Source organism: Sneathiella limimaris (assembly GCF_012932565.1).
Taxonomy (GTDB): Bacteria; Pseudomonadota; Alphaproteobacteria; order Sneathiellales; family Sneathiellaceae; genus Sneathiella; species Sneathiella limimaris.
The window spans coordinates 1,057,478-1,079,533 of the sequence record NZ_JABBYJ010000001.1 but is presented as its reverse complement, the minus strand read 5'-3'; the positions used below and the strand labels follow the sequence as shown (position 1 = coordinate 1,079,533).

Sequence of the window (22,056 nt, the reverse complement as noted above, 5' to 3'; positions counted from 1 at the left end):
TAGGGCTTAGGAATGTCAGAACAGAAGAATATGATTCTCGCGATCGTATTGTGCCTTGTCATTATTGTCGGGTTTCAATATTTCGTCGAACCTCCGGTCACAGAGGATCAAACCGTCGAGCAAACTTCCGGCACCGACGCAACAGGGGCAACACCATCTCCCGGCGCAACATCAGGCGCTAGCGGAACAAATGCTCCGACAGTTGGTTCTTCTGTTGCAACTCAGGCAATGACACGAGCAGATGCACTTAAGCAGTCTGCCCGCGTACAAATCAACACCCCATCCCTCCACGGCTCCATCTCACTGAAGGGTGCTCGGCTGGATGATCTGACGCTGATCAATTACCGCGAAGAAGTTGACCCCAACAGCCCAGAAATCAAGTTGCTCTCTCCCGTTGGTTCCCCTAATCCTTACTATGCTGAGTTTGGCTGGACAGGCGCTGCTGACAGTAATGTCAAACTTCCCAATTCCCAGACAATCTGGTCGACAAGTGCAACGACCTTCACCCCAGAGAAACCACTTGTCCTGACTTGGGACAATGGGGAAGGCCTCATCTTTACACGGACCTATACACTGGATGATCACTTCCTGTTCACTGTAGAGCAGACTGTTCAGAACAACACCGATCAACCTGTTACTCTCTTCCCGTATGGCCTGATTTCCCGGACCGGCATTCCTGAAACACAAGGATTCTATATTCTTCATGAAGGCCCCATTGGCGTGTTCAATGAAACCCTTGAAGAAATTGACTATGACGACCTGATGGAGGAAGGCCCTCGGGCGAATGACTCTAAAGGTGGTTGGATTGGGATCACGGATAAATTCTGGCTGACCGCACTGGTTCCCGATCAAAATGCGGATCTGAAAAACCGCTTCACCTATATTAAGCAGGGCGATCGTTTCCAGACTGATTACATCAATCAGCAGGGTGTCACTGTTGCTGCTGACAGCACCACAACTGTTACAAACCATATGTTTGCCGGGGCCAAAGAAGCTCATCTTCTGGACAAATATCAGGAAGAAATGGGCATTGACCGTCTGGAACTGGCAATCGACTGGGGCTGGTTTTACTTCCTAACACGTCCCATGTATGTGGCTCTTGAATGGCTCGATGGATTGATCGGCAATCTGGGTCTTGCGATCCTGGCATTGACCGTGATTATCAAGCTTATCCTCCTGCCACTTGCTCATAAATCCTATGTCTCCATGAGCAAGATGAAAAAGCTGCAACCTGAAATGGTCAAGCTTCGGGAAAAATATGGTGAGGATCGCCAGAAACTGAATCAGGAAATGATGGCGCTCTATAAGCGGGAAAAAGCAAATCCTGCTGCAGGTTGTCTGCCAATTCTGGTACAGATCCCGATTTTCTTCTCACTCTATAAAGTGTTGTTTGTGACGCTTCTGATGCGCCACCAGCCGTTCTATGGCTGGATCCAGGATCTTTCTGCACCGGATCCAACCTCTATCTTCAATCTGTTTGGCTTGATCCCTTGGACACCACCAGAATTCTTGATGATTGGTATTTTACCACTTCTGATGGGTCTGAGTATGTATCTGCAGCAGAAGTTCAACCCGCAACCTGCTGATCCTGTTCAGGCGAAAATCTTTATGTTCATGCCAATCTTCTTCACCTTCCTATTGGCAAGCTTCCCGGCTGGCCTGGTGATTTACTGGACATGGAACAACATCCTGAGTATCGCTCAACAGTGGTATATCATGCGACGGATGGGTGTTTCCGTAAACGGGTGATGAAAGCTGAAAACACATGAATGATCAAAGATCAGAAATTGAGGAGGCGGCTTTCATAGAGGAAGGCCGCCTCCTTTTTTCCAAGGAATGTAAATTTGTGGCAGGGGCCGCGGATTTGAGCATGCTGCCAGACAGTGACCTGAACGAGGTTGCTTTCGCAGGACGGTCAAACGTGGGCAAATCTAGCCTGATTAACGCGCTAACCGGCCGCAACACTCTTGCCCGCACGTCCAACACACCGGGACGAACCCAGCAGATCAATTTCTTTGAACTGGATGGACGGTTATCTTTGGTGGACTTACCTGGACATGGATATGCCAAGGCATCAAAAACCAAAATCGCTGCCTGGACAGATTTGGTAAACACCTATCTGAAAGGCCGGTTCAACCTGCGCCGGGTCTGCCTGCTGATTGATAGCCGTCATGGGATCAAGGATGTCGACCGGGAAATCATGAAGATGCTGGATATTGCAGCCGTGAATTACCAGATTGTCCTGACCAAGATAGACAAAAGCAAAAAAGCTGAATTAAATTCAGTAATTGAAAAAACCGAAAAAGAACTTTCCAAGCGGCCTGCCGCTCACCCTGAAGTTTTTCTGACCAGCTCCGCAAAAGGAGAGGGTATTGAACAGCTTAGGGCTGAACTGGCGACACTTGTTTAGGGTAAAGATTTAAGGATGGGGAAATGACCAAGAACCAGATGCCGGTCGAAGAACAGCTGAAGAAGGCAAAAATCCTCTCTGAGGCCTTGCCTTATATGCACCAGTTCTCAGGTCAGACATTTGTCATCAAATATGGTGGACATGCCATGGGCGACAAAAGTCTCGCTCAGGATTTTGCCAAGGACATTGCCCTGTTGAAACAAGTCGGCATCAACCCGGTTATTGTGCACGGCGGCGGCCCTCAGATTGGCAGTATGCTTGATCGTTTGAAAATTCAAAGCTCCTTCGTCGATGGCTTAAGGGTTACCGATAAAGCGACTGTGGAAATCGCTGAAATGGTTTTAAGCGGCTCGCTGAATAAAAACATTGTTATGGATATTAACGAGGCTGGCGGTCTAGCGGTTGGCTTGTCTGGCAAAGATGGTAACCTGATCGAGGTTCAAAAACTCACACGGACAAAGCGGGATCCTGACAGCAATATTGAACGTATCCTGGATCTGGGATTTGTTGGTGAGCCTTGCCGCATCAACCCAGAACTTTTGCAAAGCCTGGAAGAGATCGATGTGATCCCTGTGATCGCTCCGATCGGCGTTGGTCCAAACGGCCAAACCTTTAACATCAATGCTGATACAGCTGCGGGTCATATCGCTGCGGCCATTGGTGCCAGTAAGCTGATCATGATGACGGATGTGGAAGGCGTTCTTGATAAAGAAAAGAAACTCATCAATCGCCTGACACCAAATGAAGTTGAAAAACTCCAGTCCAACGGGACGATTGTTGGGGGCATGATCCCTAAATTGGAAACCTGTCTTTTTGCGTTGGATAGTGGTGTGGATGCCGCCCATATCCTGGACGGCCGGATCCCTCATGTGCTTCTACTGGAAACCTTCACGGAACATGGTATCGGCACCATGATCCATCAGCCGGACGACTAATCTAAGGCTCCAGCTCTCCTATTCATCCGTGAAGAAGGAGAGCTGCCAATCCAGCTCTTCCTGGCTAAACGGATACTCCACGCCATCTCGTGCATTGATGATGTCACGACTGCCGACATGGGCAATATCGCTCTGCACCTTAATCGCAAGACGCATGCTTAAGCCTGCCTTCCAACACAATGCCGTCACAACCTTCGCATTTCGCGAATTGAGAATGGCCTTAACGGTTTGAGCTGGTAATTCTGAAAGCAGGCTAAGGGCTTTGCGGACAAAATGAACGTCATTATCCAAAACGGCCTGCTGGAATACATCTTCGGTTAGTTGACCTTTGGACCATAATGCTTCGGCCCGCTTTTCCTGCTCGATAACATCGGCAGCATCCAGGTCACTGGACTCGTCAATGCGCCCTTTTACCTGGCGCTTCAGTTCTTTCTCAATTTCTGGAGAGAGATTATTCTTCTCCGCCAGCTTTTCAACGAGCGAGGCACCAACAAAACCCGCTATCCGCTTGATAGCCCGAATAGATAGATCCACCCGCATCACCAGTGGCTCGTGGAGCATTTCAATGCCTTCGGCCTGACTAATTAACTGATCCAGTGTTTCCTCGCGGACCCGAGCAGATTTATTGGCCAAAAGGGCGGCGACTGCAGGAACATCAAGGCTGGCAGCGACGGCTTCAGACACATCCTCAGCCAAATTTTCTCTTCGGGCAATCGCTGGCAAACTGCCGCTGGCCACTCCACTGGCAATAACTTCCAAAAGGTCGGCTTCAGAAAGTAGCGGGGAATATTCCAGCACCGGGGAGGCGACAATTTCTTCAGCATCTTTTGCAAGCGCCAAAATAATATGCTTGGGCGCATCTAAACTGCTTTTCAGGGACTCAGAGAGAATGGCTCGAACGGAAGGAAGCTGATCAGATGCCAATAGCTCCAAAGTTTCAATAGTCTGTTCCCTAATTTGCGCAGCTTCTTCACCAGAGAGGCTCGGCAAGATGCGGCAGATTTTACGGGCCAGCTCCTGACGGACCTCATCATCCTCATCCTTGGCAAGCAGGGTATTTGCTTGTGTAGGTGTGTTTTCATTCCGGGCTACGCTTTGGCGCACCTTGGAAGAGCTGTCATCAGTCAGGTAATAGAGAACTTCCGGCTTGGTCGTTGGGTTTTCAGCCAGCTTGATCCGGACTTTCGGGTCCTTGTCATTTGCAAGAACCTTGCTTTCTTCATAGGTGACAGCCTTATTTTTTTGCCGTCCAAACAGCTTACTGAGTAACATCTTTCCCCTCTTTTTCAGCTGGATCTGCTTCCTCGGAATTCACCAGACTAAAAGACCCTTTTCCTTGTTTTTTGACTTCATACATGGCTGCATCCGCTGAGTTCAAAAGCCCATCCAGATGTTCAGTTGCCGCGCCACTTGTGCAAACGATTCCAATAGAAAAGCCAAGCTCTGGGTCTTTGATTTCTAACCTTGCAGACACTTCTTTACACTGCTGTTGTAACCACAAGGCTTTCTCCGTCGCCTTTTTAGGCGGCATGTCTTCGAACCAGATCGCAAACTCATCGCCGCCCAGACGTGCAACAAGGTCACCAACCCGGCTATTTTCGGAAAGCAAATCGCTCACGGCCTTCAAGACCTCATCCCCTTTTTCATGGCCAAATCGGTCATTTACAGGCTTAAAATTATCCAGATCGACATAAAAAAGTGCGTTTCGATTACCTGTACGCTTTCCATGCGCAATTCGTTGGGCAACATCTTGATGGAACGCTCTTCGATTTAGAAGGCCACTCAACTCGTCTGTTCGGGTCAATTCAATCAGCCGCTCCCGCGCAAGGACCTGAATAAGCGCGACCTCAATATGATCTGCAAGGTGATGAAGAAGATGCTTCTCCTCTGCGGTGAGGTCCATTGCCTCTCCTTGCCGAACAATCGCAATGTAACCGTTCAGTTTTCCTTTGACATAAAATGGGCTGATGAAAAGTTTCTGACCCTCGTGATGACAGGTGATCAGTTCATGCTCTTCATCCGGCGTAACCTTTGAACTCTCAAACCAAGAGTTTAGAAAACTGCGAACATCTTCAGTAACATCTTTTGAAAATTCGACAGTCAACTGACCGCTTGTTGTTACACGGGCAATTTGAAGTCTACGCGCACCAAGAGCATCTAGCGTTTTCTCACCAGCAATCTGGAACAGTTTTTCTGGATCCACTTCATGACGGATAGCATCAACAACCGAGCTTAGCAGCTTCTCCTGAGCCGCCAGTTTATCCATCCGGCCCAAGTGATCGACTTCCTGGGTTATGTCTTTACCCGCCCCGCGGCATCCTATCCAGTTTCCTGCCTTATCGAACAGTGGCATTGCCGTAACCTGTAGACACACCGGTTTTCCGCCTTTAGACCGTGCCCATATTTGTTGTCCCTTTACAGGCTTCCAGCTTACAAAAGGATTTTCATAGTCAACGTCATGCCCCTTACCGGAACCCAGCAATAGATCCTGGGTAATCATTCCATCTAGTTCAGCCGCGGCATACCCAAATGCACCGCCGCGGGAGACATATTTGAACTGACCGCTTTCATCCGTTTCCCAGACAAATTCAGACACGCAATCGATCAAATCCTTAAACATCTGCCGCGAATTGATCAGGGCATTGGTAAGATTGCGCTGCATGGACGTATCCTGCCCGAGAGCGAGGAAATGCCCTTGCATATTTTCAAGTGGAAGAAAGGTGAAATCAAAGATTTCTGGCTCACCGCTGGAGCGTTCAATTTTCAGAGTTTGTAAATTAGGAATGATATTTGACACAGCAGCCTGAAAACATGTCACGAGCTGCTCACGGTCTTCTTCAGAAAGGTTTTGCAACAAGCGACCGGCACGCTCATTTACCTCCAGAACTTCCAGATCTTTATTGATAACAAACACAAGTCCCGGAAAGTCGGAAAGGACAAGTTCCCGCTCAACGGCGTAACAAGTTTCCAGTTGATTGGCAGTCCCTTGCTTTTCCAACGATTTGGCAAGAGGGTTTCTGAAAAGTCCCATATGTGCACATGTTTCTGATAATCGAAAAAATTATCATAAGATTGTTTGCTTAACAGGGACTTAAAAGCATTGATCAAAAACTCAGCGCATTTGGCAATAAGCCTTGCATCCTCTCAGTTCTCAACCATAATTCCCATATGCAAAATCAAAAACCTTCCTGGACCCATTTTGAAGATATAGATGCTTGGATCTTTGATTTGGACAACACGCTCTATCCTGCCGACTGCGACCTCTTTTCCCAAATGAGTGTCAAGATGGGGGAGTTCGTCTCCAATTTTCTGCAAGTTGATCTTGAGGAAGCCAGACGAATCCAGAAGCATTATTTTTCGGAATATGGAACAACGCTTAATGGCTTGATGAAATGTAATGGCGTAACACCAAGCGATTATCTCGCTTATGTTCATGATATCGACATTAGCCATATTGAGCCGGACACACGTCTCAGTAACGCGTTAGATGCGCTTGAAGGCCGTAAAATCATTTTTACAAATGCCTCTGAAGCTCATGCCCTCAATGTTGCTTCGCAATTGGGAATCGATCATCATTTTGATGCGATTTACGACATCCACTGGGCTGAATTCACCCCAAAGCCAGCGATTTCAATTTACGAGAAAATGCTGGCAGATTTGAAGATTCCGGCCAATCGATCCGTCTTTTTTGAGGATATGGCCAAAAACCTGAAACCAGCGCATGATCTGGGGATGAAAACCGTCTGGATCCCCAACAATGCCCATTGGTCGCATGAGGATTCCGGCGGGGACCATATCCACCATATTGCCGATAATTTAAGTGAGTGGCTTCATCACCTGGTTGAAGACCGGCAATCACGGCTTTCTGGCAGTTGACTTGGCGCTGACTGTCGCTATGTTTTCTCGACATTCAATTTCTTACTGAGGATCAACAATGAGTTTAGCTGACCTGCAGCCGGTGATCGACGCCGCATGGGACAATCGGGAAACCATTTCTCCTGCGACAACTGGTGAAAATAGAGAGGCCATCGAAGAAGCCCTGAACGCGCTCGATAGCGGGGCAGCTCGGGTGGCTGAGAAAGTAAATGGTGAATGGCAAGTCAATCAATGGCTGAAGAAAGCTGTTCTCTTGTCTTTCCGCCTTAATGACATGACTGAAATTGCAGGCGGACCTGGCGTCAACACCAACTGGTGGGACAAAGTTCCAAGCAAGTTTGAAGGCTGGACGAAAGACGAATTTTCAAAAGCTGGCTTTCGGGCGGTTCCCGGAACAATCGTTCGCCGCAGCGCCTATATCGCACCAAACGTCGTATTGATGCCAAGCTTTGTGAACCTGGGCGCTTATGTTGATTCTGGTACTATGGTAGACACATGGGCAACCGTTGGCTCCTGTGCTCAGATCGGCAAAGATGTCCATCTTTCCGGTGGCGTTGGAATTGGTGGTGTTCTGGAACCTCTTCAGGCCGGCCCCGTCATCATTGAAGACAACTGCTTTATCGGCGCCCGCTCTGAAGTGGTCGAAGGTGTTGTGGTCGAAACCGGCTCTGTTCTGTCCATGGGTGTCTTCATTGGTGCTTCCACGAAAATCGTGAACCGCGAAACTGGCGAAGTCCACATTGGCCGCGTCCCAGCCTATTCCGTTGTGGTACCAGGTAGCCTGCCAGGGAAGCCACTTCCTGACGGAACACCAGGACCAAGCCTGTATTGCGCCGTTATCGTGAAAACAGTTGATGAGCAGACTCGCTCAAAAACGTCAATCAACGATCTTCTTCGCGACTAAGCTAATCGTACCGATTAAAAATCAGGCTTGCTCCTCTTTTGGAGCAGGCCTTTTTTTATTCTCCCGGTAAACCATGTAAAGTCCGCTCAAAGCAATGACCGCCATACCAATCCAAACATGGGGAAGCGGAACTTCATCAAAGAAAAAGAAGCCCAGCATCAAGGCCCATACAAGACCCAGATACTCAAAGGGTGTGATGGCACCGACTTCCCCAATGGTAAAGGCTTTAACGATGAAGAAATTCCCTGCAAGAGATAACAGCGCCATCCCTCCAACAGCTATAAAATGTTGAAACTCCATGTCCTGCCAGACATACAGAGCGACAGGAGCACTTAAAATGGTAACCCAGAAGGTCACATAAAAAACGATCGTGTATGTCTTGTCTGTTTGACCGAGCCATCGACTACTTAACATCAGAAACGTGTAAGAAAGGCTTGCCGCCAGGACCAGGAAAATGGCGGGATCAAAGATTTCACTGGTGGGCTGAACCACCCAAATCACCCCACAAAAACCGACAAAAATGGCGCTCCAACGGTGAATTCCAACTTTCTCTTTAAACAGTGGAACCGAAAGAGCCGTCATCACGAACGGAGAGATAAAGAAAACAACTGTCGCCTCAGCCAATTGCAAGGAGGTCAAAGAGGAGAAAAAACAGACCGGCGCCAAAAAACCAAACAGGCCTCTCAGTCCATGCGCCCAGAACCGAGTTGTTCTGACCAGCTTAATGCCACCTAAAAATGGCATGGCTATGCTCAACAGTGTCAGATTGATACATCCTCTTAAAAACAGGATCTGAAAACTGGAATAATCAGCAGTCACAAGGCTTTTGGCCACGGCATCCATGCTGGACAACATTAAGATTGCCAGGGAAATATAAAGAATACCCAGTAAGTTGTTATTATTTGCCGTAATTGGGATTGCCATGGAGCGCTCTGAAAATGAGGATAAGATATCACTTGATACAAGGACGGCCGACCATCATTTACAACTGTGGCGAGGCATGTCAAGAAAGTTATCCCCGCCAGACAGGTCAAGCTTATTGACCAAGTCTTCAGACAGAGGTATTGCTCGGCTATGAGTTATGAAACTGACATTGATGTAATTGAACTTACACAGACCCTCATGCGCTGCCCGAGCGTTACCCCGAAGGACGCAGGCGCGCTGGATGTGCTCCAAGAAGCCTTAGAGGAAATTGGGTTCAAGTGTAGCCGCCTAACCTTTTCCGATACTGATACCCCTGACGTGGATAACCTCTATGCACGGTATGGAACTGAAGGCCCAAACTTCTGTTTCGCTGGACATACGGACGTGGTCCCTCCAGGAGATGTTGATCAATGGAGTGTGGATCCCTTCGCCCCTGAAATCCGGGATGGAATGCTATATGGTCGCGGTGCCGCTGATATGAAGGCGGCCGTAGCGTGTTTCGCGGCGTCTGCCCAGCGCTTGATCAAATCCCGCGGTGGTAACCTGAATGGCTCCATCAGCTTGCTGATTACGGGAGATGAAGAAGGACCTGCCATCAACGGAACACGGAAAGTCCTGGAATGGATGCAGGAACAAGGCGAAGTCATTGATCATTGCCTGGTTGGCGAACCGACCAACCCCAATAAAATGGGTGAAATGGTCAAAATCGGTCGCCGGGGCTCCTTTACTGGTTTTCTAACTGTTGAAGGCATTCAAGGTCATGTGGCCTATCCTCATCTTGCGGATAACCCTGTTCCCCATCTTGTCGCCATGCTCTCTGCACTGGATGAGATGCCGTTGGATGATGGCAGTGAAAATTTCCAGCCAAGCAACCTCGAGTTCACAACAGTTGATGTGGGAAATCCAGCAACCAATGTGATCCCAAAAAAGGCCAAAGCAACTTTCAATATCCGTTTTAACACTCATCACACCCTTGATGGACTGGAAGAGAAAATTCGGAATGTTCTGGAAGGGGTAGCGGCAAAACGCGGCACCAAGTATCAGTTGAAAGCCCTGAAAAATTCAGAACCTTTCCTGACACCAGAAGGGGAGTTCAGTGATCTGGTCGCAGGATCTATCGAACGTCACTTGGGGCAGCGCCCCGACCTTTCAACAACCGGCGGCACTTCTGATGCACGCTATATCAAGAATTACTGTCCGGTTGTGGAATTTGGGCTCGTCGGCCAGACCATGCATAAAATTGACGAATGTGTGGCTGTAAAGGATATCGAAAGCCTGGCAGATATTTACACTAGCATTCTGGACGGATATTTCACGAGCTAACCTATGAGCCTTCTTCAGGAACTGAGCAACTCCATTATCGGATGTTATCGGATCGCCAAGCGTGATCCGGATGCTCTGTCCTGGTTTAATATCTCTGCAGGTGGATTCTGGACCTCATTCGCCGCACTGGTTTTAAGCATCCCAGTATATCTGATCCACAGTTACATCATCTTCAGTGTCTCACCGGATATCATCCAGCAGACAAATATGAACGTTGAACTGACCGCCAGGGAATTCTCTATTTGGCCATCTTTCAAGCCGATCATTGCCTGGCTCGCCTATCTGGCAGTTGTTCTAATCGTTTCGAAAAGCGCTGATTTTGCCAATCGGTATGGCACTTTTGTAATTGTCTATAACTGGAGCCAGTTTCTGATAAACCTGTTATCACTTCTGCTCTTCATTCTGCTGTACGGTTTAGTGGGGGCAAGTTTGCTGACAGTGGCGTATTTTGCCTTCCTCTGCCTCGCCTATTTCTTTTTGTTCATGGTGATTTCCAGAACGCTAGCCGTAAATACAGGCATTGCCATTGGATTGGTCGTTCTGGAATTTATCCTCTCAACAGTGATTTCCCTGTCCCTTTAAGAACACCAGCCCACTTGGTTCAATATGTAACCTGGGATAAATACAGCCCATAAGGCGGTGCATTTGGACCGGCTTTCTGCCGATCTTTGGCGTTTAACGCGGCTTCAACATCTGAAACCATCCATTGCCCGGTTCCTGCAAGTGACAGGGTGCCGACCATTGCTCGCACCTGATTATGCAAAAATGATGGTGCAGAGACATAAAACTCAATCATGTCCCCGTCGCGAACCACATCCAGTTTGCTAAGGGTTTTAACGGGGCTTTTTGCCTGACAGGCAGCTGCTCGAAAACTGGAAAAGTCGTGCTTTCCGATCAACAGATTAGCCGCTTCCTGCATCTTACCCTCATCAAGCTCTCGCTTCACATGCCAGGCATAGCCTGCATCCAGCGCAAGGCGGGAGGGACGGTTGATGATCCGGTAGATATAACTGCGCCCGGTTGCCGAAAACCGGGCGTTAAACTCTTCGCTCACCATTTCCGTTTCCAAGATGGAGATCCGCTCTGGCGACAGATGATAGTTGATCGCATTGGTGACCGTTCGCGCTTCGAACTCTTTCACCAGATCAAAACTGGCAACCTGCGCCAGCGCATGAACACCCGCATCAGTCCGCCCTGCACCTTGAATGCGGACTTCTTCACCAGCGAATGCAAAAATCGCTTCTTCGATATGCTGCTGAACGGAAGGACCATTTTCCTGACGTTGCCATCCGACAAGGCCGGTTCCATCATATTCTATCGTGATCTTGTATCGTGGCATCTAGTCTAGCCTGGTGCCCTTGGGCAACTTGAACCCGTTCAGGAATGTCAAAGTATCCATCGGTGATTTTCCGGCTCGCTGTAACAACGTGAGCTTTAACGCTCCCTGCCCACAAGCAACGGTCAGAAAATCATCCAGAACCTCACCAGGCGCACCTGATGCGTCCACATGCTCCACATTCAGAACTTTGATCCGGGTTCCGTCCACCTCAAAATAGGCGCCAGGAAAAGGACTTAATCCGCGGATGTGGCAACTCAACTCATCTGAAGGCAGGTTCCAATTGATCTTGGCTTCCGCCTTGTCAATTTTCTTAGCGTACGTAACGCCCTCTTCTGGTTGAACGCTCGGGGTCAGGCTTCCATCCCCAAGATGAGATATGGTCTGAACCATAAGGACGGCACCAGCTTCGGCCAGTTCATCATGCAAACTGCCTGCTGTCGTTAAGGGAGTGATCGGAATTTTTAGCTCTGCGAGCACATCACCAGTATCTAGCCCTTCAGCCATCTGCATAATCCCAACACCCGTTTCCGTATCCCCAGCCATAATGGCCCGCTGGATCGGTGCAGCCCCCCGCCATCTGGGAAGAAGTGAGGCGTGCAAGTTCAGGCATCCAAACTTGGGGGCGTCTAATATTGCTTTAGGAAGAAGAAGGCCATACGCCACCACGATGGCAACATCCAGATTCAGATCGGCAAACTCCCGTTGGGCTTCTTCTGATTTCAAAGAGACAGGTGTGCGTACAGGAATACCATTGCTTTCGGCCAATTGATGAACTGGAGTTGGCCTCAAGGATTTTCCGCGGCCAGCCTTACGAGGTGGCTGGGAATATACACAAACAATTTCGTGCTCGGTTTCCAGAAGGGCCTTCAAAACTGTACAGGAAAAATCTGGCGTTCCCATAAACGCAATTCGAAGGCTCATTCCAAACGGCTCCTAGCTTGCGAGTTTTTTCTGTTTCAGGAGTTTCCGCAGAATCATGTTCCGCTTCAACGCTGAGATATGGTCCACAAACAGAATTCCGTTCAAGTGATCAATCTCGTGCTGGATACAAGTTGCGAGAAGACCATCCGCCTTCAGCTTCTGTTTCTCGCCCTGCTCATCCAGATAGGAAACTTCAATCTCTGCCGGGCGAACAACATCCGCGTAATGAGCCGGAACAGACAAGCACCCTTCTTCATAAACATTGTCATGATCAGAGACCCAGGTAATTTCCGGATTGATCAGCGCTAATGGCTCAGGATCCTTGTCTTCCTGCCCCTTGCCGACCACATCCACAACCAAAAGCCGTTTCTGCACACCGACCTGAATAGCGGCCAATCCAATACCTGGCGCTTCATACATGGTTTCAAACATGTCAGAAACCAGTTGACGAATTTCATCATCAACCTGACCAACAGGTTCAGATACAGTTTTCAAACGCGGATCCGGCGCTGTAATAATTGGCAAAAGGGCCATAGTTTTCCCGAACTCTTCCAGCTACAATGCTAAGGGTGTAAATATCACCCTTTAGGTATTACGCTGTAGGCCGAACGTCAAGGTTTATGCAGAAAAACAGGGATAGGGGCAAGGGCAGTAGAATGGATTATCTGTTAGTTGGAGTTGCGTTTGGACTGATTGTAACTGTGATCGCTGTGATCATGGTGGCGATCAAAATCTCCCGATCCGAGCGAATGATCCAGACGGCCATGTCGAATAGCGAGGCCATGACCCGCCTCACTGAAAGTCTTCTGAACCAGCAGGCCAAGCTGGAAGGACAGCTTGCCCAAATGTCCAATGATGGCGCCGCGAGCCAAAGCGAAATCCATAAAACCCTGTCTGAGAGATTGGATGCCGTGTCCAAGCGACTTGGCGACAGCCTTGCCCAAACAACGGAAAATACCAATAAAACTGTCACAGAGCGGCTCGATAAAGTTTCCAAGCTTCTTGGGGAAAGTCTGACCCAAACGACTGAAAAAACGACACAATCCCTAAGTGACTTGCAACAACGCCTGGCGATTATTGATAAGGCGCAAGATAACCTGACAAACCTTTCAAGCCAGGTCGTCAGCCTGCAAGATATCCTCGCCAACAAACAGGCCCGGGGCGCGTTCGGTGAGATTCAGCTGAACGACCTTGTTAAATCAGCGCTGCCACCATCTGCCTACGAATTTCAGGTCACACTCGGCAATTCCAAGCGGGCTGACTGCCTGATCAAACTCCCAAATCCACCCGGATCCATCGTTGTGGATGCAAAATTTCCGCTGGAAAGTTATCATCTGATGCGAAATGCCGAGACAGAGGCAGAGTTGCAGTCAGCACGCCGGGCATTTTCAACAGCCATGACCAAGCATATTTCGGATATCAGTCAGAAATATATCATTGCAGAGGAAACAGCCGAATCTGCGCTTTTGTTCCTTCCCTCAGAAGCGGTTTATGCGGAACTCCACACCAACTTTCCAGATATCCTACAGCGCTCGTATGATGCGCGGGTCTGGATTGTCTCTCCTACCACTTTGATGGCGACCCTCAACACAGTCCGCTCCGTTCTGAAAGACAGCCAGATGCGCGAACAAGCGGGCGTAATTCAGAAAGAGGTTGGCGTCCTTTTAAAAGATGTGGATCGGCTAGATAAGCGCGTGGACAATTTGTCTCGTCATTTTGCTCAAGCCTCCAAAGACATTACAGACATTGAAACCTCCAGCCGAAAAATCACCAGCCGGGGTGAGAAAATCGAAAGCCTGCAATTCGAGGAAGAGGGTGGAAATGAGGAACTTCTGTCTAACCCGTCAGAGCCGCTCATCCAGTAGATATCTATGTGACTACCCAAGGGGGCGACGGGATTTAAGCGCGGTTGCCAGTGTCCCGTCATCCAGGTAATCCAACTCACCGCCAACCGGAACTCCGTGGGCAAGATGCGTTACTTCCACATCAAAGTCAGATAACCGGTCTGTCAGATAATGAGCAGTCGTCTGCCCCTCTACAGTTGCGCTAAGAGCAATAACCACCTCTTTGACCGGTCCCTCCTGAACGCGTGACAAGAGGCTCTCAATCCGTAAATCTTCAGGGCCGACCCCATCCAACGCAGACAAGGTCCCGCCCAAAACATGATAAAGTCCCTTGAAGACACCTGATCTCTCAAGCGCCCAGAGATCAGCCACATCCTGTACAACGCACAGCAATTCCCGATTTCGCTCATAATCAGCACAAATCCCGCAAGGGTCAGTGGTATCCAGATTGGCGCAAATCGAACAGGTCTTTACGTTCTCTGCCGCAGTGGTCATCGCAGCAGAAAGGGGGAGAAGCAGCGTTTCCCGATTTTGTATGAGATGCAACGTCGCCCGTCTTGCGGATCTGGCGCCGAGGCCCGGTAGACGGGACAATAGCTTTACCAGTTGATCAATTTCAGATGTGCTCATTGACTGATGAGCCTACTAAAACGGTAGGTTCATGCCTGGGGGCAGCTGCATACCACCAGCCATTTCTTTCATTTTTTCCTGACTGTAGGCGTCAACTTTGACCCGTGCATCCGCGTGGGCTGCCTTAATCAGGTCCTCCAGCATTTCTTTATCTTCCGGGTCTACAATGCTTGGGTCAATTGAAAGACCCCGCATGTCGCCCTTGCCGTTCAAGGTCACTTTGACCATGCCGGCGCCGGAAACACCCGTAATTTCATGGGTTTCCAGTTCGGCCTGCATCTCAGCCATTTTAGATTGCATTTCCTTGGCCTGCTTCATCAGGTTTCCAAGATTTTTCATGCGTGTTTCTCCACTAATCTAGATCGTCTTCATCGGATATACCGACATCGTCCAGAATTTCAATATCCTCGGTTAAATCTCTCACTTCCCGAACTGAAATACCCGAAAACTGATCCCGAATTTTCTGGATCAGTGGATGTTGTTCGGCCTCCGCAATCAAAGCGGCTTTCCGGCTCATACGCATTTCTGCGATGGTCGGCCCGCCTTCTGCATCGGCGGTCATGGAGACTTGCCAGTTTTTGCCTGTTAATTCACGAAGCCGCCGCCCCAGTTTTGCCGCAAGATCAGCAGATGCGCCAGGGGCCGGACTAAATTCCAATACCCCATCCATAAAGCGGACGGGCCGAATAAAATTGATCACTTGCCCTTTTAACCGGACATCGCTTTTGTCTGAGAGGATCTCTAACACCTCTTCCAAGGATGTCAGGCCTTTCGCCTCACCTCCTTCTGGCTCGGACTGGATTTCAGCTTGTACCTCCGGCTCTGTCACAGGCTCATTGACCGGCGTGACTTCTGCCGCTGGAATCACATCATCTTTTGGAACCACTGATAAATGTGCGCGAGGTGCAGCGTCTGGCATTGGGCTTTGCTGAGGTGCCGGATTGGATACTGCCAGTGTGGCATTTCCTGCTGCACTCATTCGCGGGCGATTATCTCCGCCAGCTCCACCGCCTGAGGGAGGAGAGGCCGGCGTACCGTTATTTCCCGCGCCTGATCCAATTTGTTTTGCCAGATCCTGCGGGGTCGGAAGGTTGCTGGCATAAACCAGCCGGACTAACACCATCTCAGCTGCGGCAATTGACATCGGGGCAGACCGCACTTCATCCAGCCCTTTTAACAGCATCTGCCAAGCTCTTGCCAAAACAGGCATGGTTAAATTCCCGGCCATTTGCAGCCCGCGATCCGTATCCATTTCGCTCATGGAAACATTATTGGCGGCATCAGGTGTGACCTTGAGGGTTGTCAGCCAATGAGTGAGTTCCAACAGGTCCTGAACAATAACGACAGGATCCGCACCTCGGTCATACTGCCCACGCAAAATCCCAAGTGCCTCGGCGATATCCCCTTTGAAAAGGGTCTCCATCAAATCCAGCATGATGGATCGATCGGCAAGACCCAGCATATCCCGCGCCTGCTCAACAGAAACAGTGCCATCCCCATGGGCAATGGCTTGATCTAACAAAGACAGGCCATCACGGACAGAACCTTCTGCTGCGCGCGCGATCAAGCCAAGAGCTGCATCCTCAACAGAGGCGTTTTCTTTTTCAGCGATTTTGCCAAAATACGCTTTCAGCGTTTCCGCATCGACCCGCTTCAAGTCAAAGCGCTGGCATCTGGACAAAACCGTAATCGGGATTTTCCGAATTTCCGTCGTCGCGAAAATAAACTTCACATGCTCTGGCGGCTCTTCCAGGGTTTTAAGGAGCGCGTTAAACGCGTTCTTAGACAGCATATGCACTTCGTCGATGATATAGATCTTATACCGGGCATTAATGGGTAGATAGCGAACCCCGTCGATAAGTTCCCGAATATCATCCACGCCTGTTCGACTGGCCGCGTCCATTTCAAGAACGTCCTGATGCCGGTCTTCGGCGATGGCTTTGCAATTCTCACAAACACCACAAGGATGAACGGTAGGACCGCCATTTCCGTCTGGGCCCGTACAATTAAGTCCACGCGCAATAATTCGCGCTGTTGTGGTTTTTCCAATCCCTCGGGTTCCGGTCAACACAAATGCATGGGCAAGTCGACCAGAATCGAGTGCGTTGGACAAGGTCCGCACCATCGCTTCATGACCGATCAGGTCATCGAAGTTGGAAGGCCGGTATTTTCGGGCAAGAACGCGATAGGTGGTGTTTGACGTTTCTTCTGACATGAGGGCAGCTTACCAGATGTCAGTCGGCGCAATCAAAAGATAATGATGTCGATTTTGAGAAAATAAAGAAGACTGGCAATGACCCGCACCGAAACTCGTTACGGCTGCTTCCTTCCGGACCTGACCGGGTTCGCGAGGGGCACGCCCACGCCAGCCTTCCAAGGCCTTATATCAGGTATGTGATGCTAAGAAGCAACCCCTTTTTGGGAAAAATTTGCATCCGTTCTGCTTTTGTAGATATTGTACGCCTCAATAAAGACTGAAAATAAGCCTCGCCAGAGAAGATCAACCATGACCAAACCCCTCGTATTTACCGGAAACCGTTTTGATCGCGCTGCGCAGTTTCGTAATGATCCTGTTTGGCTGGAACAAAAGATGGCAGATCCTTCCACTCGATTCCTTCCCATGCATCGCTTGAAAGCCCTTATTGAACTGGCTGGCGATCCCTGCATTGACTGGCGGGGGCTCGCAGATGTACAGGAATTTATCGATCAGGGCGCTACACTTGTGTTCCTTGGTATTGCCGATTTTGCTGCACATTTTGCTGTTGATGTATCAGCGATTGAAAACCCAAAAGCAGTTCCGAACTCCGATTGGGGTAAATTCATTGATGTTCGATCTGTCTCATCCCAGCTCAGACCTGGTGAAGCCGGCGCCCTGGCTCAAGCGCGATCCATGCTGGCCTGGCACGAAAACCATCAGTTCTGCTCCGTCTGTGGCTGTAAAACAGCTGTCAACGAACTGGGCTATTCTCGCAAATGTGTAGATGAAGCCTGCAACGCGTCTCATTTTCCAAGAACAGATCCTGTCGTCATCATGATGGTGACCCGGGGGGATTATTGTCTCCTGGGGACTGGCCATCATTTCCCCAAGCAACAATATTCAGCTCTGGCAGGCTTTGTTGAGCCAGGAGAGACAATCGAACAGGGTGTTCGGCGCGAAGTGTTCGAGGAAACTGGCGTTAAATGTGGAGATGTGCGCTATCACTCTTCCCAGCCCTGGCCTTACCCTTCCTCGCTGATGATTGGCTGTTTTGCAGAGGCCCTGACAGAAGAAATCACCTTGGACGAGGTGGAGCTTGCCGATGCGCAGTGGTTCAGCAAGGAGGATGTCCGCTTGATGCTGGCCCGCTCTGGCACAACAGAAACACCAAGAATGTCCCCTCCGATGGCAATAGCCCACCAACTTGCCAAGGCTTGGGTCGAAGAATAACCCGAATCTTAAACAGTGATTCTTTTAAGTGAGTCGGTTTTCCGACTCATTTTTTTGTCCTTTTTAAAAGTCAAAGTAGGATTCAAAATAATCGAATTCGCCCCACATTCATTTGTTGCGATGCAGCATTAGAAATTGAAGTATTACAAAATAAATGTGGACAGCAAACATTTTTCAGCCGGAAATTTTGGTGAAATGAGTAGCACTAGATTCGACTGAGCTACTCAAAAACTTAAGAAAACCCTAACGGAAACGCCCTATTTTCGGTCATTTTTCGCACATAAATTAATCAACGTGCACAAACAAAGTGCAAGCTCAAAAAAAATGCAATTTTCTGAAGAAAAAAGGGAAATTGCACTTGCGATTTGTTTTCGCAGGTGCAATATATGGGTTGTCAGCACACACACACTGACTGCTCTCGAGAGAGAGCGTTTCCTCCCTTACTTGGGGCCGGGTTTTTACTCGGCCCTTTTTTTTGGAAAATTCTATCTAGCAGTACCTGCTAATGTCAATGGGTCTGTGTATTTCATCATTCCGCGGAATGGCAAAATCAGTACAACAACCATTGCCAGCTTGATTCCATAGTCTCCGAGTGCCCATGTTTGCCATGGCAGGCCTGTGCCGGCGAAGGCCAGCGTGAAGAACAGCAGTGTATCGAGGAATGAAGCGATTACGGATGAAAATACCGGAGCTTTCCACCAGGTCGCTTTGCGCAACCGGTCGAACATAAAGATATCCAGCAAGTGTGATAGGAGAAACGCAGAGCCTGAAGCCAGTGCGATCCGGCTATCCGCCAAGATCAGAGACATGGCAACTGCCGCAACAAATCCCACATAAACAACAATGCGAGCCCTGGATGGCCCTAGCGCCCTGTTGGTTAGGTCTGTGACCAGAAAGGCGAAAGGATAGCTCAGCGCACCCCATGTCAGCCAATCATTAATCGGAATTTCCACCAAAATGTTGGAGGACGTCACAACAACAGTCATTGCAACAATCCCGGTTACCAAAAAGAACCGCTGCAAATTTGTCATGGATTTGAGAACTTCCATTTGAATACACCTTACAAAATGGGCTGCCGCCAATAATTTCAGCCGACAGCCATCCTAAATTTGCAGGTGCTTATATTGTGCTTTTAAGCAGAAAGCAAGGGTTACGCGCTATATTGCCGCCGGTATGGATGTTGTGGGTATACACCCAGAATTTTTACCTTGGCGGAAAAAAACTGCAGCTCCTCCATCGCACGTGCCATGGCCGCCTCTTCTGGATGCCCTTCCACATCAATGTAGAACTGAGCTGCCTCGAAGCTTTCATCCGTGATATAGCTCTCCAGCTTGGTAACATTAAGCCCATTCGTCGCAAAACCGCCAAGTGCCTTATAAAGGGCGGCAGGCCGGCTACGAACCTGAAAAACAAAACTGGTCATACAAGGATCGCCCTTGACGCTCGGATCTTTTCTGACCCGGGACAGGATCAAAAAGCGGGTCGTATTGCCCAGCCGATCTTCCACACGCTCACGCAAGACATCCAGCCCATAAATTTCACCCGCAAGGCTTGAAGCAATGGAAGCCTGACTTTTATCACCCAGCTCAGCCACCATTTTTGCTGAACCCGCGGTATCGGCATGAATGATTGGCTCTATTCCAAGCTCCCGGATGAAGTTCCGGCATTGAGAGAGAGCCTGCTCGTGGCTGTGAACAGCTTTTACGTCTGCCAAAGTCGAACCTGCCACCCCCAGCAATTGGTGCTGGACGGACTGGAAATGCTCTCCGATCGTATAAAGACCGCTTTCTGGTAGCAGATGATGAATATCCGCAACCCGCCCCCCTAGAGAGTTCTCGATGGGGATCATGGCATAAAGGGCTTTTTCTTCCCGCACCATTTTGATGGCATCCAAAAAGGTCTCACAAGGGATTGCTTCCATGTCTGGAAAGACTTTCTTGCACGACAAATGTCCGTATGCGCCGGGAACGCCCTGAAAGGCGATTGAATTTTCTGGATCTGGAGCTGCCATTTTCGTTTCGGTTCTCTATTTAAGTCATTAATTCCGGTTGGATCTGGGCCAAACTCTTACTTTTTCTCCATCAGGGACCGAATTCGCTCCAAATCTTGCGGAGTATCCACTCCTAGAGGAACTGTGTCAACGCAAGCTGCATCAATCCTCATCCCAGCCTCCAGCGCCCGCAATTGCTCAAGCTTTTCCCGCTTCTCCAAAGGGGATGGTGGCATACCAATAAAGGCTTTCAGGGCAACACGTTGATAGGCGTAGATTCCAATATGGTGATAGTGGGGGCCCTCCCCCCAGGGCGCTTTCAAGCGGGAAAACCAGATAGCGCGCCCAATTTTCTCCCCTTCTTTAAAACTGACAACAGCTTTTACTGCGTTTTCATCATCCAATTCTTCTGGATCTTCAATTTCAGCCACCAACGTCGCGATATCTGCCTGGTTTTTCTGCAAAGCATCATAAGACGCTATCACTGCCGCGGGATCCAAAGCAGGCAAATCACCCTGCAAATTCACAACTGAGTCATATTTCTGATCAGGGTCAAAAGTCTCCAGCGCTTCATAAACACGATCTGAACCAGAAGGATGATCAGGTCGGGTCAAAATGGCCTCTCCTCCAGCCTTCTTGACGGCATCAGCAATCTCACGTTCTGCACAAGCGACAATTACCGGACCAATATCGGCCTCCAGGGCTCTTTTCAGGACCTGCACAATCATGGGCTCCCCTGCGATTTCCGCCAAGGGTTTACCGGGAAGACGTGTAGAGGCCATTCTTGCCGGAATTACAACGACGGGTCCTTTACCATTTGACATAGTGCTTTTGCTCCTGGGTCGAAAATTGCTGCTGAAAGTGTGTCAAAATCGCTTACTTTTTATACGCCTTGGACTTTCGAAGCAAAACCCGTTAAATTCCCCTCGCTTTTTTCTGCCGTGTTTGGTAGAGCTACCCTCCAGAATAGAAGAGCTGAGGTAAGCAATGAACAGTTTTGAGCTAAATAAAATTGCTGGCGCGGTACTCGGAGGCGCGCTTGCAGTTGTAGCCATTAATGAAATCGCTAATATCGCCGTTTCCCCAACAATGCCGGAAACACCTTCCTATGTGATTGATACAGGCGCTGCAGAAGCCCCTGCTGGCGGTGCTGCTGAAGAGAAAGATGCTGGTCCATCACTCGCTGTTTTGATGGCAGCAGCGGATCCAGCTGAAGGCGAAAAAATCTTCAAGAAATGTGCTGCCTGCCACACTGTTGAAGAAGGCGGCGCAAATAAAATTGGTCCGAACCTATATAAAGTTCTGGGCAACAACAAAGGCGCTCACGCTGATTTCTCATACTCCAGCGCTCTGGTTGAGATGGGCGGCACCTGGGGCTATGAAGAGCTAAACGCCTTCCTGACCAAGCCTAAAGATTACATCAAGGGCACAAAAATGTCCTTCGCAGGTCTCAAGAAAGACGGCGACCGCGCTGATCTGATTGCTTACTTGCGGACTTTGGGTTCATCCGACATTCCTCTGCCAACGGAATAA

General features: G+C 49.3%; 22 protein-coding genes and 1 other RNA gene. 10 read left to right on the top strand and 13 right to left on the bottom strand.

What is annotated here, in order from left to right:
* The first annotated feature begins 12 nt into the window (after nt 1-12).
* From yidC to argB, 3 genes are read left to right on the top strand one after another with little or no spacing between them, the layout of a single operon-like run.
* Entirely contained in the window at nt 13-1,749 is a 1,737-nt protein-coding gene (gene yidC / locus HH301_RS05220) for a membrane protein insertase YidC (RefSeq protein ID WP_169567312.1), read from the top strand.
* Nucleotides 1,750-1,765: 16 nt separating this feature from the next.
* Nucleotides 1,766-2,410: a ribosome biogenesis GTP-binding protein YihA/YsxC gene (gene yihA / locus HH301_RS05215; protein WP_169567310.1), complete on the top strand. Its 645-nt coding sequence runs from the start codon at nt 1,766-1,768 to the stop codon at nt 2,408-2,410.
* 23 nt (nt 2,411-2,433) lie between these two features.
* Nucleotides 2,434-3,345 carry an acetylglutamate kinase gene (gene argB / locus HH301_RS05210; protein ID WP_169567308.1) on the top strand — a complete coding sequence of 304 codons (912 nt, stop codon included), beginning with the start codon at nt 2,434-2,436 and terminating at the stop codon, nt 3,343-3,345.
* An 18-nt stretch (nt 3,346-3,363) separates the two neighbouring features.
* Here argB and HH301_RS05205 read toward each other — a convergent pair whose 3' ends face one another.
* Both HH301_RS05205 and HH301_RS05200 read right to left on the bottom strand, forming a co-directional pair.
* A complete protein-coding gene (locus HH301_RS05205; RefSeq protein WP_169567306.1) occupies nt 3,364-4,617 on the bottom strand; it encodes a DUF2336 domain-containing protein in 1,254 nt (417 codons plus the stop codon).
* Nucleotides 4,604-6,376 carry a sensor domain-containing diguanylate cyclase gene (locus tag HH301_RS05200; RefSeq protein WP_169567303.1) on the bottom strand — a complete coding sequence of 591 codons (1,773 nt, stop codon included), beginning with the start codon at nt 6,374-6,376 and terminating at the stop codon, nt 4,604-4,606. The genes HH301_RS05205 and HH301_RS05200 overlap by 14 nt, the downstream gene beginning before the upstream one ends.
* A 137-nt stretch (nt 6,377-6,513) precedes the next feature.
* Here HH301_RS05200 and HH301_RS05195 point away from each other — a divergent pair, with 137 nt between their 5' ends.
* Nucleotides 6,514-7,221 (top strand): pyrimidine 5'-nucleotidase, encoded by a 708-nt coding sequence (locus HH301_RS05195; protein WP_169567296.1) that lies wholly within the window; start codon nt 6,514-6,516, stop codon nt 7,219-7,221.
* Between the two features lie 58 nt (nt 7,222-7,279).
* Nucleotides 7,280-8,125, top strand: coding sequence for a 2,3,4,5-tetrahydropyridine-2,6-dicarboxylate N-succinyltransferase (dapD, locus tag HH301_RS05190; RefSeq protein WP_169567294.1), 846 nt, complete (start codon nt 7,280-7,282; stop codon nt 8,123-8,125).
* A 21-nt stretch (nt 8,126-8,146) separates the two neighbouring features.
* On the opposite strand, the gene HH301_RS05185 is transcribed toward dapD, so the two are convergent.
* A complete protein-coding gene (locus HH301_RS05185; RefSeq protein ID WP_169567292.1) occupies nt 8,147-9,049 on the bottom strand; it encodes a DMT family transporter in 903 nt (300 codons plus the stop codon).
* A gap of 150 nt (nt 9,050-9,199) precedes the next feature.
* On the opposite strand from HH301_RS05185, the gene dapE reads away from it, so the two are divergent.
* Both dapE and HH301_RS05175 read left to right on the top strand, forming a co-directional pair.
* Nucleotides 9,200-10,372 carry a succinyl-diaminopimelate desuccinylase gene (gene dapE / locus HH301_RS05180; protein WP_169567290.1) on the top strand — a complete coding sequence of 391 codons (1,173 nt, stop codon included), beginning with the start codon at nt 9,200-9,202 and terminating at the stop codon, nt 10,370-10,372.
* Nucleotides 10,373-10,375: 3 nt separating this feature from the next.
* On the top strand, nt 10,376-10,954 hold the full coding sequence (locus tag HH301_RS05175) for a hypothetical protein (RefSeq protein ID WP_169567288.1): 579 nt from the start codon (nt 10,376-10,378) through the stop codon (nt 10,952-10,954).
* A gap of 19 nt (nt 10,955-10,973) precedes the next feature.
* Here HH301_RS05175 and truA read toward each other — a convergent pair whose 3' ends face one another.
* The 3 genes from truA to def are packed head-to-tail and all read right to left on the bottom strand — an operon-like array spanning nt 10,974 to nt 13,166.
* Nucleotides 10,974-11,711: a tRNA pseudouridine(38-40) synthase TruA gene (gene truA / locus HH301_RS05170; protein WP_169567286.1), complete on the bottom strand. Its 738-nt coding sequence runs from the start codon at nt 11,709-11,711 to the stop codon at nt 10,974-10,976.
* The gene (gene fmt / locus HH301_RS05165) at nt 11,712-12,632 is read right to left on the bottom strand and encodes a methionyl-tRNA formyltransferase (RefSeq protein ID WP_169567284.1); all 921 of its coding nucleotides are present in this window, start codon (nt 12,630-12,632) and stop codon (nt 11,712-11,714) included.
* A 12-nt stretch (nt 12,633-12,644) separates the two neighbouring features.
* On the bottom strand, nt 12,645-13,166 hold the full coding sequence (gene def, locus HH301_RS05160) for a peptide deformylase (RefSeq protein WP_169567282.1): 522 nt from the start codon (nt 13,164-13,166) through the stop codon (nt 12,645-12,647).
* A 122-nt stretch (nt 13,167-13,288) separates the two neighbouring features.
* Here def and HH301_RS05155 point away from each other — a divergent pair, with 122 nt between their 5' ends.
* A complete protein-coding gene (locus tag HH301_RS05155; protein ID WP_206378178.1) occupies nt 13,289-14,497 on the top strand; it encodes a DNA recombination protein RmuC in 1,209 nt (402 codons plus the stop codon).
* Between the two features lie 12 nt (nt 14,498-14,509).
* Here HH301_RS05155 and recR read toward each other — a convergent pair whose 3' ends face one another.
* From recR to ffs, 4 genes are all read right to left on the bottom strand, one after another.
* Nucleotides 14,510-15,106, bottom strand: coding sequence for a recombination mediator RecR (recR, locus tag HH301_RS05150; RefSeq protein ID WP_169567280.1), 597 nt, complete (start codon nt 15,104-15,106; stop codon nt 14,510-14,512).
* Between the two features lie 15 nt (nt 15,107-15,121).
* Entirely contained in the window at nt 15,122-15,445 is a 324-nt protein-coding gene (locus HH301_RS05145; protein ID WP_169567278.1) for a YbaB/EbfC family nucleoid-associated protein, read from the bottom strand.
* Nucleotides 15,446-15,458: 13 nt separating this feature from the next.
* On the bottom strand, nt 15,459-17,321 hold the full coding sequence (locus tag HH301_RS05140; RefSeq protein ID WP_169567276.1) for a DNA polymerase III subunit gamma/tau: 1,863 nt from the start codon (nt 17,319-17,321) through the stop codon (nt 15,459-15,461).
* Nucleotides 17,322-17,387: 66 nt separating this feature from the next.
* An RNA gene (ffs, locus tag HH301_RS05135) (signal recognition particle sRNA small type) lies at nt 17,388-17,478 on the bottom strand.
* Between the two features lie 134 nt (nt 17,479-17,612).
* Here ffs and nudC point away from each other — a divergent pair.
* The gene (nudC, locus tag HH301_RS05130) at nt 17,613-18,533 is read left to right on the top strand and encodes an NAD(+) diphosphatase (RefSeq protein ID WP_169567275.1); all 921 of its coding nucleotides are present in this window, start codon (nt 17,613-17,615) and stop codon (nt 18,531-18,533) included.
* Between the two features lie 485 nt (nt 18,534-19,018).
* Here the strand turns inward: nudC and HH301_RS05125 are convergent, their stop codons facing one another.
* The 3 genes from HH301_RS05125 to HH301_RS05115 form a co-directional block, all read right to left on the bottom strand.
* Nucleotides 19,019-19,582, bottom strand: a complete 564-nt coding sequence (locus tag HH301_RS05125; protein ID WP_206378177.1) for a VUT family protein — start codon at nt 19,580-19,582, stop codon at nt 19,019-19,021.
* A 101-nt stretch (nt 19,583-19,683) separates the two neighbouring features.
* On the bottom strand, nt 19,684-20,544 hold the full coding sequence (locus HH301_RS05120; RefSeq protein WP_169567273.1) for a prephenate dehydratase: 861 nt from the start codon (nt 20,542-20,544) through the stop codon (nt 19,684-19,686).
* A gap of 56 nt (nt 20,545-20,600) precedes the next feature.
* The gene (locus tag HH301_RS05115; protein ID WP_169567271.1) at nt 20,601-21,347 is read right to left on the bottom strand and encodes a 3-deoxy-manno-octulosonate cytidylyltransferase; all 747 of its coding nucleotides are present in this window, start codon (nt 21,345-21,347) and stop codon (nt 20,601-20,603) included.
* A gap of 163 nt (nt 21,348-21,510) precedes the next feature.
* Between HH301_RS05115 and HH301_RS05110 the strand changes: the two genes are divergently transcribed.
* A complete protein-coding gene (locus HH301_RS05110) occupies nt 21,511-22,056 on the top strand; it encodes a c-type cytochrome (protein WP_169567269.1) in 546 nt (181 codons plus the stop codon).

What these genes read in the sequence shown, in the direction of transcription:
- yihA (WP_169567310.1), top strand. Translation starts at nt 1,766, where the DNA reads ATGAATGATCAAAGATCAGAAATTGAGGAGGCGGCTTTCATAGAGGAA.
- HH301_RS05115 (WP_169567271.1), bottom strand. Translation starts at nt 21,347, where the DNA reads ATGTCAAATGGTAAAGGACCCGTCGTTGTAATTCCGGCAAGAATGGCC.
- HH301_RS05155 (WP_206378178.1), top strand. Translation starts at nt 13,289, where the DNA reads ATGGATTATCTGTTAGTTGGAGTTGCGTTTGGACTGATTGTAACTGTG.
- HH301_RS05200 (WP_169567303.1), bottom strand. Translation starts at nt 6,376, where the DNA reads ATGGGACTTTTCAGAAACCCTCTTGCCAAATCGTTGGAAAAGCAAGGG.
- def (WP_169567282.1), bottom strand. Translation starts at nt 13,166, where the DNA reads ATGGCCCTTTTGCCAATTATTACAGCGCCGGATCCGCGTTTGAAAACT.
- yidC (WP_169567312.1), top strand. Translation starts at nt 13, where the DNA reads ATGTCAGAACAGAAGAATATGATTCTCGCGATCGTATTGTGCCTTGTC.
- HH301_RS05205 (WP_169567306.1), bottom strand. Translation starts at nt 4,617, where the DNA reads ATGTTACTCAGTAAGCTGTTTGGACGGCAAAAAAATAAGGCTGTCACC.
- HH301_RS05195 (WP_169567296.1), top strand. Translation starts at nt 6,514, where the DNA reads ATGCAAAATCAAAAACCTTCCTGGACCCATTTTGAAGATATAGATGCT.
- argB (WP_169567308.1), top strand. Translation starts at nt 2,434, where the DNA reads ATGACCAAGAACCAGATGCCGGTCGAAGAACAGCTGAAGAAGGCAAAA.
- dapD (WP_169567294.1), top strand. Translation starts at nt 7,280, where the DNA reads ATGAGTTTAGCTGACCTGCAGCCGGTGATCGACGCCGCATGGGACAAT.
- fmt (WP_169567284.1), bottom strand. Translation starts at nt 12,632, where the DNA reads ATGAGCCTTCGAATTGCGTTTATGGGAACGCCAGATTTTTCCTGTACA.
- HH301_RS05110 (WP_169567269.1), top strand. Translation starts at nt 21,511, where the DNA reads ATGAACAGTTTTGAGCTAAATAAAATTGCTGGCGCGGTACTCGGAGGC.
- nudC (WP_169567275.1), top strand. Translation starts at nt 17,613, where the DNA reads ATGACCAAACCCCTCGTATTTACCGGAAACCGTTTTGATCGCGCTGCG.
- recR (WP_169567280.1), bottom strand. Translation starts at nt 15,106, where the DNA reads ATGAGCACATCTGAAATTGATCAACTGGTAAAGCTATTGTCCCGTCTA.
- HH301_RS05145 (WP_169567278.1), bottom strand. Translation starts at nt 15,445, where the DNA reads ATGAAAAATCTTGGAAACCTGATGAAGCAGGCCAAGGAAATGCAATCT.
- truA (WP_169567286.1), bottom strand. Translation starts at nt 11,711, where the DNA reads ATGCCACGATACAAGATCACGATAGAATATGATGGAACCGGCCTTGTC.
- HH301_RS05120 (WP_169567273.1), bottom strand. Translation starts at nt 20,544, where the DNA reads ATGGCAGCTCCAGATCCAGAAAATTCAATCGCCTTTCAGGGCGTTCCC.
- dapE (WP_169567290.1), top strand. Translation starts at nt 9,200, where the DNA reads ATGAGTTATGAAACTGACATTGATGTAATTGAACTTACACAGACCCTC.
- HH301_RS05185 (WP_169567292.1), bottom strand. Translation starts at nt 9,049, where the DNA reads ATGGCAATCCCAATTACGGCAAATAATAACAACTTACTGGGTATTCTT.
- HH301_RS05140 (WP_169567276.1), bottom strand. Translation starts at nt 17,321, where the DNA reads ATGTCAGAAGAAACGTCAAACACCACCTATCGCGTTCTTGCCCGAAAA.
- HH301_RS05125 (WP_206378177.1), bottom strand. Translation starts at nt 19,582, where the DNA reads ATGGAAGTTCTCAAATCCATGACAAATTTGCAGCGGTTCTTTTTGGTA.
- HH301_RS05175 (WP_169567288.1), top strand. Translation starts at nt 10,376, where the DNA reads ATGAGCCTTCTTCAGGAACTGAGCAACTCCATTATCGGATGTTATCGG.